General features: G+C 66.9%; 17 protein-coding genes. 13 read left to right on the forward strand and 4 right to left on the reverse strand.

Annotation, left to right across the window (positions count from 1 at the left end):
• Positions 1-55 precede the first annotated feature (55 nt).
• Together TMO_RS19950 and TMO_RS19955 are read right to left on the reverse strand one after the other, a co-directional pair.
• Complete coding sequence (locus TMO_RS19950; RefSeq protein ID WP_014747499.1) at positions 56-1,276, reverse strand: ABC transporter substrate-binding protein; 1,221 nt, start codon at positions 1,274-1,276, stop codon at positions 56-58.
• Between the two features lie 184 nt (positions 1,277-1,460).
• Complete coding sequence (locus TMO_RS19955) at positions 1,461-2,252, reverse strand: FadR/GntR family transcriptional regulator (protein ID WP_014747500.1); 792 nt, start codon at positions 2,250-2,252, stop codon at positions 1,461-1,463.
• Positions 2,253-2,947: 695 nt separating this feature from the next.
• Here TMO_RS19955 and TMO_RS31765 point away from each other — a divergent pair.
• The 6 genes from TMO_RS31765 to TMO_RS19970 all read left to right on the forward strand — a co-directional run bounded on the left by TMO_RS31765 (position 2,948) and on the right by TMO_RS19970 (position 6,177).
• Positions 2,948-3,112, forward strand: coding sequence for a hypothetical protein (locus tag TMO_RS31765; RefSeq protein ID WP_187297844.1), 165 nt, complete (start codon positions 2,948-2,950; stop codon positions 3,110-3,112).
• A gap of 155 nt (positions 3,113-3,267) precedes the next feature.
• Positions 3,268-3,399: a hypothetical protein gene (locus TMO_RS32650; RefSeq protein WP_267020364.1), complete on the forward strand. Its 132-nt coding sequence runs from the start codon at positions 3,268-3,270 to the stop codon at positions 3,397-3,399.
• A 55-nt stretch (positions 3,400-3,454) separates the two neighbouring features.
• Positions 3,455-3,607 (forward strand): DUF5989 family protein, encoded by a 153-nt coding sequence (locus TMO_RS31770; protein WP_014747503.1) that lies wholly within the window; start codon positions 3,455-3,457, stop codon positions 3,605-3,607.
• A 44-nt stretch (positions 3,608-3,651) separates the two neighbouring features.
• The gene (locus tag TMO_RS31775; protein ID WP_014747504.1) at positions 3,652-3,798 is read left to right on the forward strand and encodes a hypothetical protein; all 147 of its coding nucleotides are present in this window, start codon (positions 3,652-3,654) and stop codon (positions 3,796-3,798) included.
• Positions 3,799-3,845: 47 nt separating this feature from the next.
• Positions 3,846-4,805: an SGNH/GDSL hydrolase family protein gene (locus TMO_RS19965; protein WP_145978302.1), complete on the forward strand. Its 960-nt coding sequence runs from the start codon at positions 3,846-3,848 to the stop codon at positions 4,803-4,805.
• A gap of 16 nt (positions 4,806-4,821) precedes the next feature.
• Entirely contained in the window at positions 4,822-6,177 is a 1,356-nt protein-coding gene (locus tag TMO_RS19970; protein WP_014747506.1) for an MBOAT family O-acyltransferase, read from the forward strand.
• Here the strand turns inward: TMO_RS19970 and TMO_RS19975 are convergent, their stop codons facing one another.
• A complete protein-coding gene (locus TMO_RS19975; protein WP_014747507.1) occupies positions 6,178-7,209 on the reverse strand; it encodes an SGNH/GDSL hydrolase family protein in 1,032 nt (343 codons plus the stop codon). It lies immediately after the preceding gene.
• Between the two features lie 437 nt (positions 7,210-7,646).
• Here TMO_RS19975 and TMO_RS31780 point away from each other — a divergent pair, with 437 nt between their 5' ends.
• Entirely contained in the window at positions 7,647-7,790 is a 144-nt protein-coding gene (locus tag TMO_RS31780) for a hypothetical protein (RefSeq protein ID WP_014747509.1), read from the forward strand.
• A 71-nt stretch (positions 7,791-7,861) separates the two neighbouring features.
• Here the strand turns inward: TMO_RS31780 and TMO_RS19980 are convergent, their stop codons facing one another.
• Positions 7,862-8,893, reverse strand: a complete 1,032-nt coding sequence (locus TMO_RS19980) for a hypothetical protein (protein WP_014747510.1) — start codon at positions 8,891-8,893, stop codon at positions 7,862-7,864.
• Between the two features lie 107 nt (positions 8,894-9,000).
• Here TMO_RS19980 and TMO_RS19985 point away from each other — a divergent pair, with 107 nt between their 5' ends.
• The 6 genes from TMO_RS19985 (at position 9,001) to TMO_RS20005 (ending at position 13,616) form a co-directional block, all read left to right on the forward strand.
• A complete protein-coding gene (locus TMO_RS19985) occupies positions 9,001-9,192 on the forward strand; it encodes a DUF3008 family protein (protein ID WP_014747511.1) in 192 nt (63 codons plus the stop codon).
• Positions 9,193-9,211: 19 nt separating this feature from the next.
• Positions 9,212-9,478, forward strand: a complete 267-nt coding sequence (locus tag TMO_RS19990) for a hypothetical protein (protein ID WP_014747512.1) — start codon at positions 9,212-9,214, stop codon at positions 9,476-9,478.
• Positions 9,479-9,485: 7 nt separating this feature from the next.
• Entirely contained in the window at positions 9,486-10,007 is a 522-nt protein-coding gene (locus TMO_RS19995; protein ID WP_145978304.1) for a CinA family protein, read from the forward strand.
• Positions 10,008-10,099: 92 nt separating this feature from the next.
• Positions 10,100-11,611, forward strand: a complete 1,512-nt coding sequence (locus TMO_RS20000) for an acetyl-CoA hydrolase/transferase family protein (protein ID WP_014747514.1) — start codon at positions 10,100-10,102, stop codon at positions 11,609-11,611.
• A gap of 33 nt (positions 11,612-11,644) precedes the next feature.
• Positions 11,645-11,773 carry a hypothetical protein gene (locus tag TMO_RS32655; protein WP_267020375.1) on the forward strand — a complete coding sequence of 43 codons (129 nt, stop codon included), beginning with the start codon at positions 11,645-11,647 and terminating at the stop codon, positions 11,771-11,773.
• Between the two features lie 217 nt (positions 11,774-11,990).
• A complete protein-coding gene (locus TMO_RS20005; protein WP_014747515.1) occupies positions 11,991-13,616 on the forward strand; it encodes a GMC family oxidoreductase in 1,626 nt (541 codons plus the stop codon).
• Positions 13,617-13,770: the final 154 nt, after the last annotated feature.

Genomic DNA, 13,770 nt, shown 5'->3' on the forward strand with positions numbered 1-13,770 from the left:
CAGGGCCGGCCCGTCAGACGGGCGCGGCCCCGCGGGGGGCGCGAAGAGTGTGTGGTCAGGCCATCTTGCAGGCGATGGCATCGCCCTCGGGGAAGGACTTGCCCGACGAGATCAGCTCGGCCAGATCGTCTTCGTCGGCCTTGGCGGAGGCCGCTTTGCCCTTCAGCAGGTAATAATCCTTGATCACCTGATGGTCGGCGGCGCGCACGGTTTCAGAGCCGGTCGGGCCGTCGAAACTCATGCCCGAGAGGGCGGCACGGACCGCGGCACCGTCGGCCGAGCCCGCCTTGGCGATGGCATCCAGGATCACCTTCGTGCCGATATAGTCGGCCGCCAGCGGATAGTTTGCGGTGATGCCATAGGCCTCGCGCACCCGGGCGACCAGCTTCTTGTTCATCGGGCTGTCGACCTGGTGCCAGTACTGGGCGCCCAGATACACGCCCTCGATCACGTCGGAGCCCAGTTCCTGGAACTGGTCGAGACCGGCCGACCAGGCGAGCAGGATGGTCATCTGGCTTTTCAGGCCGAAATTCACCGCCTGACGCAGGGCGTTGGACGACTGGCCGCCGAAATTCAGGATCAGCAGCACATCGGGTGCCGCCCCCATGGCATTGGTCAGATAGCCCGAGAATTCCTGTTCCTGCAGCGAATGATAGCTGTTGCCGACATGCTCGATGCCCTTCTCTTCGAAGATGCGCTTGGCATTGGCCAGCAGCGCCTCGCCGAAGACGTATTGGGGCGTGATGGTGTACCAGCGCTTCGCCTCGGGCATGCGTTCGATCAGCGGCCGGACGGTCTGTTCGATGGCGCCGTAAGTGGGCACCGACCAGCGGAAGGTGCCGGGGTTGCAGTCGGTGCCGGTCAGCTCGTCGGCACCGGCCGGGGTCATGAACACGCCGCCGGCCTTGTCGACCTCCTTGCCGACCGCCAGCGCCGAGGACGAGAGCGTGCAACCGTTGAAGAAGCGGGCGCCGTCCTGCTGGATGGCTTCCTGCACCTTGCGCACCGCCTTGCCGGCATTGCCTTCGGTGTCGATCGCCTTGTAGCCGACGGGGGCGCCGAGCAGGTCGCCGTAATCCTGAATGGCGAGCTTCGAGCCCATATCGGCGAATTTGCCATAGCTGGCAAAGGCGCCCGACAGCGACTTGACGCCGTGGATGGTGACCGCATCGGCGGCGAGGGCGCGCCTGCGGATGATGGCGGGGGCGGCGAGCAGCGTGCCGGCGGCAAGGCCGCCCTTGAGCAGCGTGCGGCGGGTGGTGGTGATCATCGTCATCGAGCCTCCATGTCACGTCCGGGGCGTGTGTTCCGCCCCTCGGACCCTTTTTTGATCGGAATACAGCGATTCCTCGGGTCATCCTCCGGTGCCGCCCGGTTCTGGTTCTGACATGCCGCCGCGCGCTCTCCCTGCGCGGGCCGCCGGTGCGGCAGGTGGTCGTCGTCTCGGAGCCCGCCGGGGGTCAGCCCGATCCGGGTTCCAGCAGGAAGCGGCGCGCGACTTCGGCCTCGAGCGCGTCGAGGTGATCTTCGGCGTCGCACATATGGTCCAGCATCAGCCGGCGGACCTCTGCCGCATCCTCGCGGCGGAGGGCGTCGATCAGCCGGCGGTGATAGTCGACATTGTTCAGGCCGAACTGCCGGCGTTCGGGCAGATAGACCTTTTTCAGCACGACGACGTCGCGCAGCAGCTCGTTCAGGAACCGGCCCAGAAAGCCGAAGATCGGGTTGGGGCAGACATCGGCGAGCACGTTGTGGAAATCGATCTCGGCGATGCGCTGGATCCGCTGTTCCTCTTCGGTCACCGGTTCATGGGCGCAGAGGGCGATATTGGCTTCCAGCACCTCGAAATCGGCGGGGCCGAGCCGGCCCACCGCCAGCACCGCCACCTCGGGCTCGATGAGCTTGCGCAGGGCGTAGATCTGGTGGCCGTCGGGATGTCGGAACTGCAGGAAATTGCGCAGCGCCCGCGAGGCATGGTCATGGGTCGGCCGGGCCAGCCAGGCACCGCCGCCGGGCCCCGTGCGGCTGACCACCAGCCCCTCCACCTCCAGCCCCTTCAGGGCCTCGCGCACCGTGCCCTTGGAACAGCCATGCAGCCGGATCAGCTCCGCCTCGCCGGGCAGCCGGTCGCCCGGTTTCAGCTGCTCGGTGACGATCCGGCGCTTCACATCCTCGACGATCAGCTCCGACAGCTTGGGGCGCCGCCGTGTGGGGGCGCCACGCCTGCCGCCTGCCGATCGCCCCTCAGCCATATGCCCCGTCTCCGCATCGATCCTATTTATTATGATAATTAGGTGCCGGGAAAAGACGCCCTGTCAAGCGGCTCTGACGGCTTCAGGCGCCGCCTGGGCGAAAGCGACTGCAGGCTGATAGCGTGATCGCGTGGTTTTTTGCTCCCGTATACTTTGGTAGAATTAAAATGATGTCGGCGGGTAAGGTGCAGTCGACGACCTTGGCATGATGGAGCCTGATGATGCAGATGGATAACTTGACTCCGGCCGTGGAAACGGCTGCGGTCCCTGATCGGGGCGCCTGGACGCGGCCGGTGCTGGAGGTGCTGTCGGCGGGTGAGACGGCGGGCGCTTTCGGCCCCGTATATGATGGGAGCGGCCAGTCCTGATCGTTTCCGGGACGAGATGATCACTCCCGAAACAACCATAGGAGGCATAGCCATGCGGGATAAAATCGAACGCCATCGTCGTCGCTTCCGGCCGGCTGCCGGTACCGGCTGGGCGCGGCCCGTGCTGACCGTGGTTCTCTACGAAGAAACCGCGGAGAATCCTGGCGCAGGGGGTGACGGCTCGGGACGATCCTGAGATCTCCACCGGCGGGCGTGCAGATGCGGCATCCTCGCGCATAAATCTGGTGTCCGACGTGTTTTGCCTGTTATGGTTGTGGTCTTTCAGGGGGGCCTTCCGGCCGCCCGGGTGGATAACACGGCCGGCAGATGCAGGATATCGACAGGCAAAAGCCCGCCCCCGGGGTGGCGGCCACGACCGACAGGATCAGTCGCCGGCACAAGCGCTGGAGCCGGCCCGTGTTCGACATCCTGTCGCTGAACGACACGGCGATCAGCGGGGCCACGATATCGGACTACTACAGCCTGTCCTGATCTGGTCCTGGCCTCTCCACCTGAGGGAGCACAGCTGCAGGTAAATGAACGTGAGCCTGTGGTTGCTGATCAGTGCCTGATGCGGTATGACCGAAAAAGATCGGTCGGCATGTGTCGCCGATCGGTCGCCGTTGTACTGGAGCGAGATGATGCAGATGAACGCCAAGCCGGTGACGACCGCCGCTTCAGTTCGTGGTGTCTGGAGCCGGCCCGAGCTTGAGGTGCTGTCGATCGACGAGACCGCGATCGGTGCTGGCGTCGTGAATGACGGTTCCGGCCAGTCCTGATCTCCGTCCCCGATCCATCGGGAAAGATGCCGGGCTGATCGGGGGGACCGCCTGCATGGGCAGCCTGATGGAAGTGTTACGACTTCTGTTCTCGCCGCGCGCACGGCTGGTGCTGATCCCCTTCGTGCTGGTGCTGCTGCTGTTTGCGGTGGTCCTCGTGGCCACCCAGGGGACCGCCTGGTCGCCTTTCCTGTATGCCGTGTTCTAGGCCGGCAACCCTGTCGAAAACCAATCGGACCCGGAGTTGGGCATATGCAGGACATGGACATGCAGAAGACCGCGCCGATGGCGACTGACGAGGACCGCAAGCTGTGGGGCCGGCCCGTGCTCGCGGTGTCGGCTGCGAACGATACGGCCTTCGCCGTTGCCGGTTCGGATGACGGCTCGGGACTTTCCTGAGCCCGCCCGTGCCGACCTGAACACCGCCGTCTGACCGGGGTGCGTCGATGCGTCGCGTGATGCGTGCCCTGGTGCTGGTGCTGGTCGGCATCATCTTCGGCTGCCTGGCTGGGGAAGGGCTGGTGCGGCTCGGCACCGCCAATCAGAAGAACTACGTCATCGAGATGTGGCGCTATGCAAAGCTGCTGAAGCGCCCGAGCGACGACCCCGCCATCGGCCATGAACATGTGCCGGGCGCATCCGCGCGCCTGCAGGGCGTCGAGGTCTCGATCAATTCCCTGGGGCTGCGCGGGCCGGAACCGGTGCCCGGTCGTCCGGCCGTGGTACTGGCGGGCGACAGCATGACGCTGGGCTGGGGTGTGGCGGAAAGCGGCACGCTGGCCGGTCAGCTTGCCCGCCGGCTGGGCGACGATGTTCAGGTGGTGAATGCCGGCGTCGGCAACATGACCGTGCCGCAGATCGTGGCCCACTGGCTGGAGATCCGCCGGCGGATCGGCGACGCCTTTCCGGTGCGGACACTGGTGCTGCTGCCCTCGTCGCGCGCCGGGCTGCCGCAGCCCGCGGGTGATGCCGGCTGGCTGGTGCGCCACAGCGAGCTGGCGGCGCTGATCGCGACCTTCTGGGCCCAGGCGACCAGCGGCGCCGCCGGCCGCGACGAGATGGTCGCCGCCTATCGCACCGCCTGGACCGGCCCCGAGGGGCAGGCGCGCATTGCGCAGGCCTTCGACCGGCTGGCCGCCGAAACCCGGGCCGACGGCATCCGGGTGATCGTGGCCCAGATGCCCGACACCAATGATTTCCGCGACTATGCCTTCGGCTTCGTGACCGGGACCACGGGGCGCGAAGCCGCCGCGCATGGCTGGGACTTCGTCGATCTTTACCCGCTGTTCGCCGGCGAGACGGCGGCGGACTTCTGGACGATGCCCGGCGACATCCACCCCAATGCCGCGGCCTATGCCCGGATCGCCGACCGGCTGGCGCCGCTGCTCGCCGCGCCGGCCTCGTGACCCCCGGCCAGGCCCCATGCTGTTCCAGCTGCCCAGCTTCTTCGTCTTTCTGGCGGTCTTCGCGGCCGGGCTGGCGCTCTGCCCCCGGCGGCTGGTGCTGGCCTATGTCTTCACGGCCAGCCTGGTCTTCTATGCCTGGTGGTATCCCCCCTATACCGCGCTGATCCTGGGCTATGTGGCGGCCGCCTGGATCGGCGGGCGGCTGGTCCGGGCGCATCCGCGGCTGCTGCCGGTGGTGGTGGTGACGGTGCTGCTGCCGCTGCTGCTGTTCAAATACACCGATTTCGTGATGACGACGCTGGAAGAGCTGACCGGCGCCGGGCTGCCGCATCTCGGTTGGGGCCTGCCGCTGGGCGTGTCTTTCGTCACCTTTTCGGTGATCAGCCTGCTGGTCGATACCGCGCATCACCCGAAACGCCCCTTCCCGCGTTTCGGCATCGTTGCGGTCTATGTCACCTTCTTCCCGCATCTGATCGCCGGGCCGATCCTGCGCCTGCACAAGATGGTGCCGCGGCTGTCGGATATCCGGATCGATCGGGAGGCGTTCACGGCGAATGCCGGGCTGTTCGCCATCGGTATGATGAAGAAGGTGCTGATCGCCGACCCGATCGGGCTGTGGATCGACGGGGTGATCACGGAACCCGGACAGCTGGGCCTCATCGAGGCCTGGTTCGTGATGCTGGGCTTCGCGGTCCAGATCTATTGCGATTTCAGCGCCTATTCCGATATGGCGATCGGGCTGGCCGGCATGTTCGGCGTGGCCTTCCCCGAGAATTTCCACAAACCCTATGCCGCGACCTCCATGACCGAGGTCTGGCAGCGCTGGCATATGACCCTCAGCTTCTGGTTGCGGGATTATGTTTATAAATACCTGCGCGAGCCGCTGGGGCGGGTGCTCGCCATCCTCGGCACCATGGCGGTGTCGGGGCTGTGGCATGGCGCCGCCTGGACCTTCGTGGTCTGGGGGCTGATCCACGGCACGATCATGATGGCGGAGGCCCTGACCGGCCATGCCGTCAGGGCGCGCCAGTCCCGCGGCCTGGCCCGGGCGGGCTTCATTCTGGCGACCTTCCTGACCTGGGCGGTGGTCACCACCTTCTTCCGCGCGCCGACGCTGGAGGTCGCCGCATCGGTGATCGCCGGCGGCTTCGGCGCGCATGGGCCGGGCCTGCTGCCGGCGGATGCCCCGCTGCTGGCCGGGCTGATCCTGGTGACTCTGGCCCTGCACCCGCTGGATACGATCAACCGCATCCGCAGCGCGACCGCCCGGGTGCCGGCGGCGCTGGCCCTGCCGGTGATCCTGGTCCTCGTCGCCGGCTGCGCGATGATCGCGGCCGGCCGGCCGCAGGCGTTTTTCTATTTCGACTTCTGATCAGTCCGGGAGGGGCGCGGGCGGCAGCTGCCGGTTCAGATCCTCTGCGATCCGCCGGGCCAGGAGCTGATTGCCCGCATCGCTGAGATGGCCGTAGAAGTCGGAGAACAGCCCCCGGCCGTCGGAGGGGAAAGCCTCTGAGAGATCCAGAACATCGGGCAGCCCTGCCGCCGCCAGCTTCTGTCGGAAGGCCGTGAGGGCGGGCCCGAGCGCCGTCGCATAGGCGCCCACCGCCGCGGGATCGCGGACCACCTCGGCCTCTGCGGGGGTGCCGAACGGCACCGGGGGGAGCACGAATGTGACCCGCACATTCCGGCGCTGCGCGTAATCGAGCAGGCCCCGCAGGTCTTCAAGCACGCGGGTCGCGGCGGTTTCGCGACCATCTGCCGTGGCACAGGGATCCTGGCGCAGGCCGTCTTTCCGATGCCGGCTGCCCGAGGACGTCAGCTGCCGGGCGATCTCTGCAATCACCGGCCGCGTGGCGGCGGGCGGCGGCAGCCTGGCGGCCAGCACGCAGACGCGGACAAGATCGACCGATCCGTTGACCACGATCACCCGATCATACGCTTCTCCGGCGGCGAGCCGGGCGTCGAGCATCATGACATTCGCAGGGATCGTGTGCCCGGGCATGCTGAAATTGCGCACCAGCGTGCCGGGCAGCTGGCGTTCCAGCGCAGCCGCGAGCGTCTCGTCATCGTCATTGGAGAAGCCGAAGGACTGCGAGGCCCCGAGCAGCAGGACCCGGCGTCGGGCGTCTTCGGGCGCGACCAGATGCCGATGCAGGCGCTCGCCCTCGGGGCCGATGGTCACGCCCGGCACTGCGGCCGGCAGAATGACGTCACCCAGGCCAGGGACGTATCGTTTGGGGAGCCCCCCGATCCGGGCCAGGCGGGTGGCTGTCGCATTGCCGTCGGTGCCGCCTGCGATCACCCCTTTCAGCCTGCCGGCGATACCAGACCCGATATCGAGCACGCCGTCGATCAGACAGACGACCAGGAACAGGCCGAAGAGCAGGGAGACGATCTTTTTCATCAGGTCGGTCGGTCCGGTATCGGAGGAGATCAGTCGGGGGCGAAAGCGCGGGGAACGGCGCGGGATCCTGATCGGATATGTCGTGTGTGGCCGGGGCCCGGCGGTCATCCCTTCCTGTCCGGTGCCTCATGCCCGGTGTCGGGCCAGTCTGCCCGCAGGGCTGCATCAGATCCAGTTGAAGCGCGCGGCCGTCTGGAAAAGCCTCGACCAGATCTGCGGGCCGACCAGATCTGCGGGCCTCTGCCGTGAACGCCGACGTCTTACCGGAGTTGCGCCGGAACGGGTGATGTGCCGGAAGGGGGGCAGCACATCGATGACGTGCCCGGATTCTCGATTGGCGACCATCATGACAACGGCTATGGTGTGATGCATGTGTGGAGGTGGTTTCACGGTCTGTCGTCGGATCGCCTTCGAGCGTCAAGCGGAGACGTATTGAAATGGACACGCAGATGAATGAAGACGTCGCCGTCGGCCGGCGGCCGGGCGGTATCTGGTCGCGGCCTGTGCTGGAGGTGATGCCGGCGGCTGAGACCGCAATCGGCATCGCTACCACTCTGGATGGCGGCGCCGGCCTGTCCTGACCAGCAGCGGCGGGCCGTGCGTCAGGCTGCTTGCGGTGGCGTTGGTCAGAGCACGGCCCTGAGAGACCCGATCAGTCGGGACGGGGCGCGGGCGGCTTCTGCCGGTTCAGCGCCCCGGTGAGCAGCGGGGCCAGGGCCTGATTGCCGGCATCGGTGAAGTGGCCGTGGAGGTCGATGAACATGCCGGGCCGGCCGGTGCCGAAGCCCTGCGTCAGATCGACGATCCCGTCCATATCCGCGATCCGCGCCCGCAGAGCGGTGTTCAGCGGATCGATGACCCGGCGATAGCGCTGAAACTGCGCCAGATCTGCGAATGTGCCGTCACCGGCATCGGCGACATAGGGCATGGGCACGATCGCCAGTATGGCCGGCAGGTTGTGGCGCCGTGCCGCCGACAGCACCTCGTTCATATCGGCCATCAGCCGGTTCAGCACGGCGGCCCGGCCTTCGGGCGTGGTGCAGCCGTCGTGGGATGCGGCAGCCGGACGGTCTGACGCTCCACCGGTCAGCCGGGCGGCGATTTCGGCCAGGACCGGCCGGGGGCGGGGCGCCGGATAGGCCTGCGGCAGGCAGTACATGATCAGGTCCAGCGTGCCGTTGACGATCAGCACCTGATCGATCCGGTCACCCGCGGCGATGCGCTGCTCCAGAACCATGGTGTTGCCGGGCAGCCGCTGGCCGGGGCTTGCGAAATTGCGGACCACCGTGCCGGGCATCGCGCGTTCCAGCGCCGCCGCCAGGCTGGCATCGTCCTGATTCAACGATCCGAAGGCCTGAGAGGCGCCGAGCAGCAGAACATGGCGGGTGGCCTCGTCCGGTGCCGTGACATGGGTATGCAGCCTCTCCCCATCCTCACCGATGGTCAGTCCCGGCACGGCGCCCGGCTGGTAGATGCTGCCGGTTCCCGGCACATAGCGCTGCGGCAGGGCATCCAGACGGGCCAGTGCCTCTTCCCTCATCTCTGCATAGGGGTCGGCATTGCGCGCGGCCTCGGCCATCCGGTTTCGCAGCCCATAGGCCAGCCCCAGCCCGATATCGAGCACGCCGTCGACCAGGGCTATGAGCAGAAACAGCCCGAAGATCAGGGAGGCGAGCTTTTTCATGGGGGGATCGATCCGGGAGGGGATGAGGGCCGGCCGCCATGAATACAGGGAGCAAATCCTGCCGTCGATGGTTAAGGGGGCACAGTCTTCGATAAAGGAGCCGGCTCATGCCTGCCAAATCCAAGGCCCAGCAGAAAGCCGCCGGAGCGGCGCTCTCCGCCAAGCGCGGCGAAACGAAGATGAGCGATCTTCAGGGCGCGTCGAAATCGATGGTTAAGTCGATGAGCGAGAAGGAGCTGCACGACATGGCCGCCACCCGACGCAAGGGCAAGCCAGAGCACGCCTCCAAATCCGACTGAGGGGAAGGACGACACCACCATGGCCAATGCGAGCAAAAAACATATCGGCATCGGATCCCAGGGCAAGGGCAGTGGTGCAGGCGCCATGACCGACCTGCCCGGGGATGTGGAGATGGGCGACAACGAGGTGCTGTCGAACCGCGACAAGGCCCAGGGTGCGAAGACCCGCGGCTTCGACGGCAAGGCCACCCGGACCGACCAATACCAGGACCACGAAGCTGACCGCCGGACGCGGGATGTCGGGGAGGGCCGGGGCGGGGGCCAGAGAGATGGGGACCACAGGTGACGGCGCCATGACCGACACGCTCTCCCCCGCCTTGCCGGCCGATCTGGACCGGAGGATTCACGAGGTGATGGGCCGGATCTGCGCGCGTGGATACCGCCTCGCCACCGCCGAGAGCTGCACCGGAGGGTTGATCGCATCGGTGCTGACCGACGTTCCTGGCTGTGCCCATGTCTTCGAGCGCGGCTTCGTGGTCTACAGCCCCGAGGCCAAGCGCGAGATCCTGGGGGTCTCGCAGCTGCTGCTCGACGGCCCCGGCCCGGTGTCGGAACCGGTGGCCCGGGCCATGGCCGAGGGCGCGCTGGCGCGGTCGATCACCGAGATGGCGATCGCCGTCACCGGCTTCGCCGGCCCGGGCGGGCCGGGCGATGAACCGGGGCTGGTGCACGTGGCCGTGGCCATGCACCGCCGCCCGACCCTGCACCGGGTCGCCCGCTTCCAGGACGGCAGCCGCGGTGCGGTGCGGCTGGGGGCGTTGAGCGTGGTGCTGGAGCTGATGGAGGCCCAGCTGGAGGGAGCGCCTGCGGCATAACGACCATGCATCCCGGACGCAGTGGTTGCCGGGCTCCCATCGGTGATATACCGTTCTGCGGAATTCGCCCTAACCGCAGACGGACAGTACCCGTGAGCACTGAGCAGACCATCCGCGCCGCCGCGTTTCGATCCAAGATCATGTCGGCCGATGATGCCGCGGCGCTGGTGCCGCCCGGCGCCAATGTCGGCATGAGCGGCTTCACCGGCTCCGGCTATCCGAAGGCGGTGCCGCAGGCGCTGGCGCGGCGGATCGAGGCCGAGCATGCCGCCGGCCGGCCGTTCAAAATCGGGGTCTGGACCGGTGCCTCGACCGCGCCCGAGCTGGACGGCGCGCTGGCAAAGGCGAAGGGGATCGAACTGCGCCTGCCCTATCAGTCCGATCCGGTCTGCCGGGAAGAGATCAATAGCGGGCGGATGGAGTATATCGACATCCACCTGAGCCATGTTGCCCAGTTCGTCTGGTTCGGCTTTCTGGGCAAGCTGGACGTGGCCGTCATCGAGGTGACGGAAATTCTGGAGGACGGCACGCTGGTGCCGTCGACCTCCATCGGTAACAACAAGACCTGGATCGACCTGGCCGACAAGGTGATCATCGAGGTCAATTCCTGGCAGAACCCCGCCCTGCGGGGCATGCACGACATCTATTACGGCACCCGCCTGCCGCCGCACCGCACGCCGATCCCGATCCTGGCCGCCGGAGACCGGATCGGCCAGCCGGTGTTCTCGGTGGATCCGGCCAAGGTGGTGGCGGTGGTGGAAACCCACGGCCCCGACCGCAACACCGCCTTCTCTCCGCCCGATGCCACCTCGCAGGCGATCGCCGGCCATATCCTGGAATTCTTCGAGCACGAGATCGCCCGCGGCCGCCTGCCGCGCGGCCTGCTGCCGCTGCAATCGGGGGTGGGCAATGTCGCCAATGCGGTGATGGCCGGGCTGGGGCAGGGCAGCTTCGAGGGGCTGACCGCCTATACCGAGGTGCTGCAGGACGGCATGCTGGAGCTGATCCGGTCGGGCAGGATGACGCTGGCCTCGGCCACCGGCCTGTCGCTCAGCCCCGAGGCGACCCGGATCTTCAACGACGAGGCCGAGGCGCTGAAGAAGCATGTCGTGCTGCGCCCGCAGGAAATCTCCAACCACCCCGAGGTCATCCGCCGGCTGGGCGTGATCGCCATGAACGGCATGATCGAGGCTGACATCTACGGCAACGTCAACTCCACCCATATCCGCGGCACCCGGATCATGAACGGCATCGGCGGCTCGGGCGATTTCGCCCGCAACGGCTATCTGTCGATCTTCATGACCCCGTCGACCGCCAAGGGCGGCACGCTGTCGGCGATCGTGCCGATGGCGACCCATGTCGACCATACCGAACACGATGTGCAGGTGATCGTCACCGAACAGGGGCTGGCGGATCTGCGCGGCCTGTCGCCCAAACAGCGGGCGCGGGTGATCATCGACAATTGCGCCCATCCGAGCTTCCGCCCGGCGCTGGACGACTATTTCGCCCGGGCGCGGGCGCGGGCGGCCGGCCAGCATACGCCGCATCTGCTGGATGAGGCGTTCCATTTGCTGACCCCGATGCCGTCTTCTGATAAAAGATGACATCAGGCTTGAGCAATGGGAGGGGAAACGATCATGAGTGAGCGCGCCGACGAAATCATGCAGCAGCCCGTCTGGCAGCGGCCGGTTCTGGAGATGATGCCGGCCGAAGACACCGCCAGCTCGTCCGGCGCCGTTGGGGACGGCAGTCTGGGCCTGTCCTGACCTTCTGTCTTTCCGACGGTTTTCAAACGCCCGGATGTCCGCCCGCATCCGGGCGTTTTCGTGCGCAGAAGCGGCCCCATGCGCATGTTTCGCGATCGCTGTGCGGGTTTGCAGGGTCCGGATGTTGCAATACTCATCTGGAAAACCATGCCCGGGGGGACTATTCCTGGGTCAGGAGTGAGACGCCCCCTAAGAACGCCAGGCCGGAAAGAGACGCATGACCACCACCCCCGCCTTCGACACGATCATCGTCGGTGCCGGAACGGCCGGCTGCCTGCTCGCCAACCGGTTGAGCGCCGATCCCGGCCGCCGGGTGCTGCTGATCGAGGCCGGCGGCAAGGACGACTATATCTGGATCCATGTGCCGGTCGGCTATCTGTACTGCATCGGCAACAAGCGCACCGACTGGTGCTTCCAGACCGAGCCGGATGCCGGGCTGAACGGCCGGGTGCTGCGCTATCCGCGCGGCAAGGTGCTGGGCGGCTGTTCCAGCATCAACGGCATGATCTATATGCGCGGCCAGGCCCGCGACTATCGCCAGTGGTCGGAAATCACCGGCGAGGAGGCCTGGGACTGGGACCAGGTGCTGCCCTATTTCAAGCGCCATGAAGACCATCACAAGGGCGGCGACGATCTGCACGGCCATGGCGGCGAATGGCGGGTGGAACGCCAGCGCCTGCGCTGGGACATTCTGGACGCCTGGGCGGAAGCGGCGGTGCAGGCCGGGCTGCCGGCGACCGGCGATTTCAATCGCGGCGACAATGAAGGCGTCGGCTATTTCGAGGTCAACCAGCGCAATGGCTGGCGCTGGAACGCCGCCAAAGCCTTCCTGCGCCCGGCGCTGAACCGCCCCAATCTGACGGTCTGGACCAAGGCCCAGGTCGCCCGGCTGCTGACCGGCCGCGATGCCGACGGCCATCTGCGCTGCACGGGCGTCGAGCTGGTTCAGGATGGCCAGCGCAAGACCGTGACGGCGAAATCCGAGGTGGTGCTGTCTTCGGGCGCCATCGGCTCACCCCAGATCCTGCAGCTGTCGGGCATCGGCCCGGCGGCCCTGCTGGCCCGCCACGGGATCGAGGTGGTGCATGATCTGCCCGGCGTCGGCGCCAATCTGCAGGACCATCTGCAGATCCGCTCGGTGTTCAAGGTGAAGGGCACCCGCACGCTCAACACCATTGCCGGTAATCTGATCGGCAAGGCGACGATCGGTCTTGAATATGCGCTGAAGCGTACCGGACCGATGAGCATGGCCCCCTCGCAGCTCGGCGCCTTCACCCGCTCGTCCCCTGAGAAGAACGCCGCCAACATCCAGTTCCATGTTCAGCCGCTCAGCCTGGATGCCTTCGGCGAGCCGCTGCACGGCTTCGATGCCTTCACCGCCAGCGTCTGCAACCTGAACCCCACCAGCCGGGGCAGCGTCACCATCCGCAGCGGCCGGTTCGAGGATGCGCCGCTGATCGCGCCCAATTATCTGTCGACCGAAGAGGACCGCAAGGTGGCGGCGGATTCCCTGCGCGTCACGCGGCGGATCTGCGGCCAGACGGCGCTGGCGCGCTTCCAGCCGGAAGAATGGAAGCCGGGCGTGCAGTACCAGACCGACGAGCAGCTGGCGAAGCTGGCCGGCGACATCGCCTCGACCATCTTCCACCCGGTCGGCACCACCCGCATGGGCCGCGCCGACGATCCGGACGCCGTGCTGGACCCGCATTTCCAGCTCCGCGGCATGCGTGGCCTGCGCGTGGTCGATGCCGGCGCCATGCCGACCATCACCAGCGGCAACACCAACTCGCCGACGCTGATGATGGCGGAAAAGGCGGCGGAGTGGATACGGGCGGGGGTGTGATCCGCCGCCTCTGACCCGAGACCGACCGACTGTCCTTACGACCCGCCCCGGCGCATGCCGCGGCGGGTCGTTGCGTTTCGTTCGCCCGCCATTTCATCACATATCTGATACCGTCTTCACATCCACGATGAATATCTGGACGCCCCGGCATGGT

This window comes from Tistrella mobilis KA081020-065, from assembly GCF_000264455.2.
GTDB classification, from domain to species: Bacteria; Pseudomonadota; Alphaproteobacteria; order Tistrellales; family Tistrellaceae; genus Tistrella; species Tistrella mobilis.

Excerpts from the sequence above, each read along its gene's own strand:
- TMO_RS19995 (WP_145978304.1), top strand. The coding sequence starts at position 9,486 with ATGACCGACACGCTCTCCCCCGCCTTGCCGGCCGATCTGGACCGGAGG.
- TMO_RS20005 (WP_014747515.1), top strand. The coding sequence starts at position 11,991 with ATGACCACCACCCCCGCCTTCGACACGATCATCGTCGGTGCCGGAACG.
- TMO_RS19975 (WP_014747507.1), bottom strand. The coding sequence starts at position 7,209 with ATGAAAAAGATCGTCTCCCTGCTCTTCGGCCTGTTCCTGGTCGTCTGT.
- TMO_RS31775 (WP_014747504.1), top strand. The coding sequence starts at position 3,652 with ATGCAGGACATGGACATGCAGAAGACCGCGCCGATGGCGACTGACGAG.
- TMO_RS19985 (WP_014747511.1), top strand. The coding sequence starts at position 9,001 with ATGCCTGCCAAATCCAAGGCCCAGCAGAAAGCCGCCGGAGCGGCGCTC.
- TMO_RS19990 (WP_014747512.1), top strand. The coding sequence starts at position 9,212 with ATGGCCAATGCGAGCAAAAAACATATCGGCATCGGATCCCAGGGCAAG.
- TMO_RS19950 (WP_014747499.1), bottom strand. The coding sequence starts at position 1,276 with ATGACGATGATCACCACCACCCGCCGCACGCTGCTCAAGGGCGGCCTT.
- TMO_RS19955 (WP_014747500.1), bottom strand. The coding sequence starts at position 2,252 with ATGGCTGAGGGGCGATCGGCAGGCGGCAGGCGTGGCGCCCCCACACGG.
- TMO_RS31780 (WP_014747509.1), top strand. The coding sequence starts at position 7,647 with ATGGACACGCAGATGAATGAAGACGTCGCCGTCGGCCGGCGGCCGGGC.
- TMO_RS31765 (WP_187297844.1), top strand. The coding sequence starts at position 2,948 with ATGCAGGATATCGACAGGCAAAAGCCCGCCCCCGGGGTGGCGGCCACG.
- TMO_RS19965 (WP_145978302.1), top strand. The coding sequence starts at position 3,846 with ATGCGTCGCGTGATGCGTGCCCTGGTGCTGGTGCTGGTCGGCATCATC.
- TMO_RS19970 (WP_014747506.1), top strand. The coding sequence starts at position 4,822 with ATGCTGTTCCAGCTGCCCAGCTTCTTCGTCTTTCTGGCGGTCTTCGCG.
- TMO_RS31770 (WP_014747503.1), top strand. The coding sequence starts at position 3,455 with ATGGGCAGCCTGATGGAAGTGTTACGACTTCTGTTCTCGCCGCGCGCA.
- TMO_RS19980 (WP_014747510.1), bottom strand. The coding sequence starts at position 8,893 with ATGAAAAAGCTCGCCTCCCTGATCTTCGGGCTGTTTCTGCTCATAGCC.
- TMO_RS32655 (WP_267020375.1), top strand. The coding sequence starts at position 11,645 with ATGAGTGAGCGCGCCGACGAAATCATGCAGCAGCCCGTCTGGCAGCGG.
- TMO_RS32650 (WP_267020364.1), top strand. The coding sequence starts at position 3,268 with ATGAACGCCAAGCCGGTGACGACCGCCGCTTCAGTTCGTGGTGTCTGG.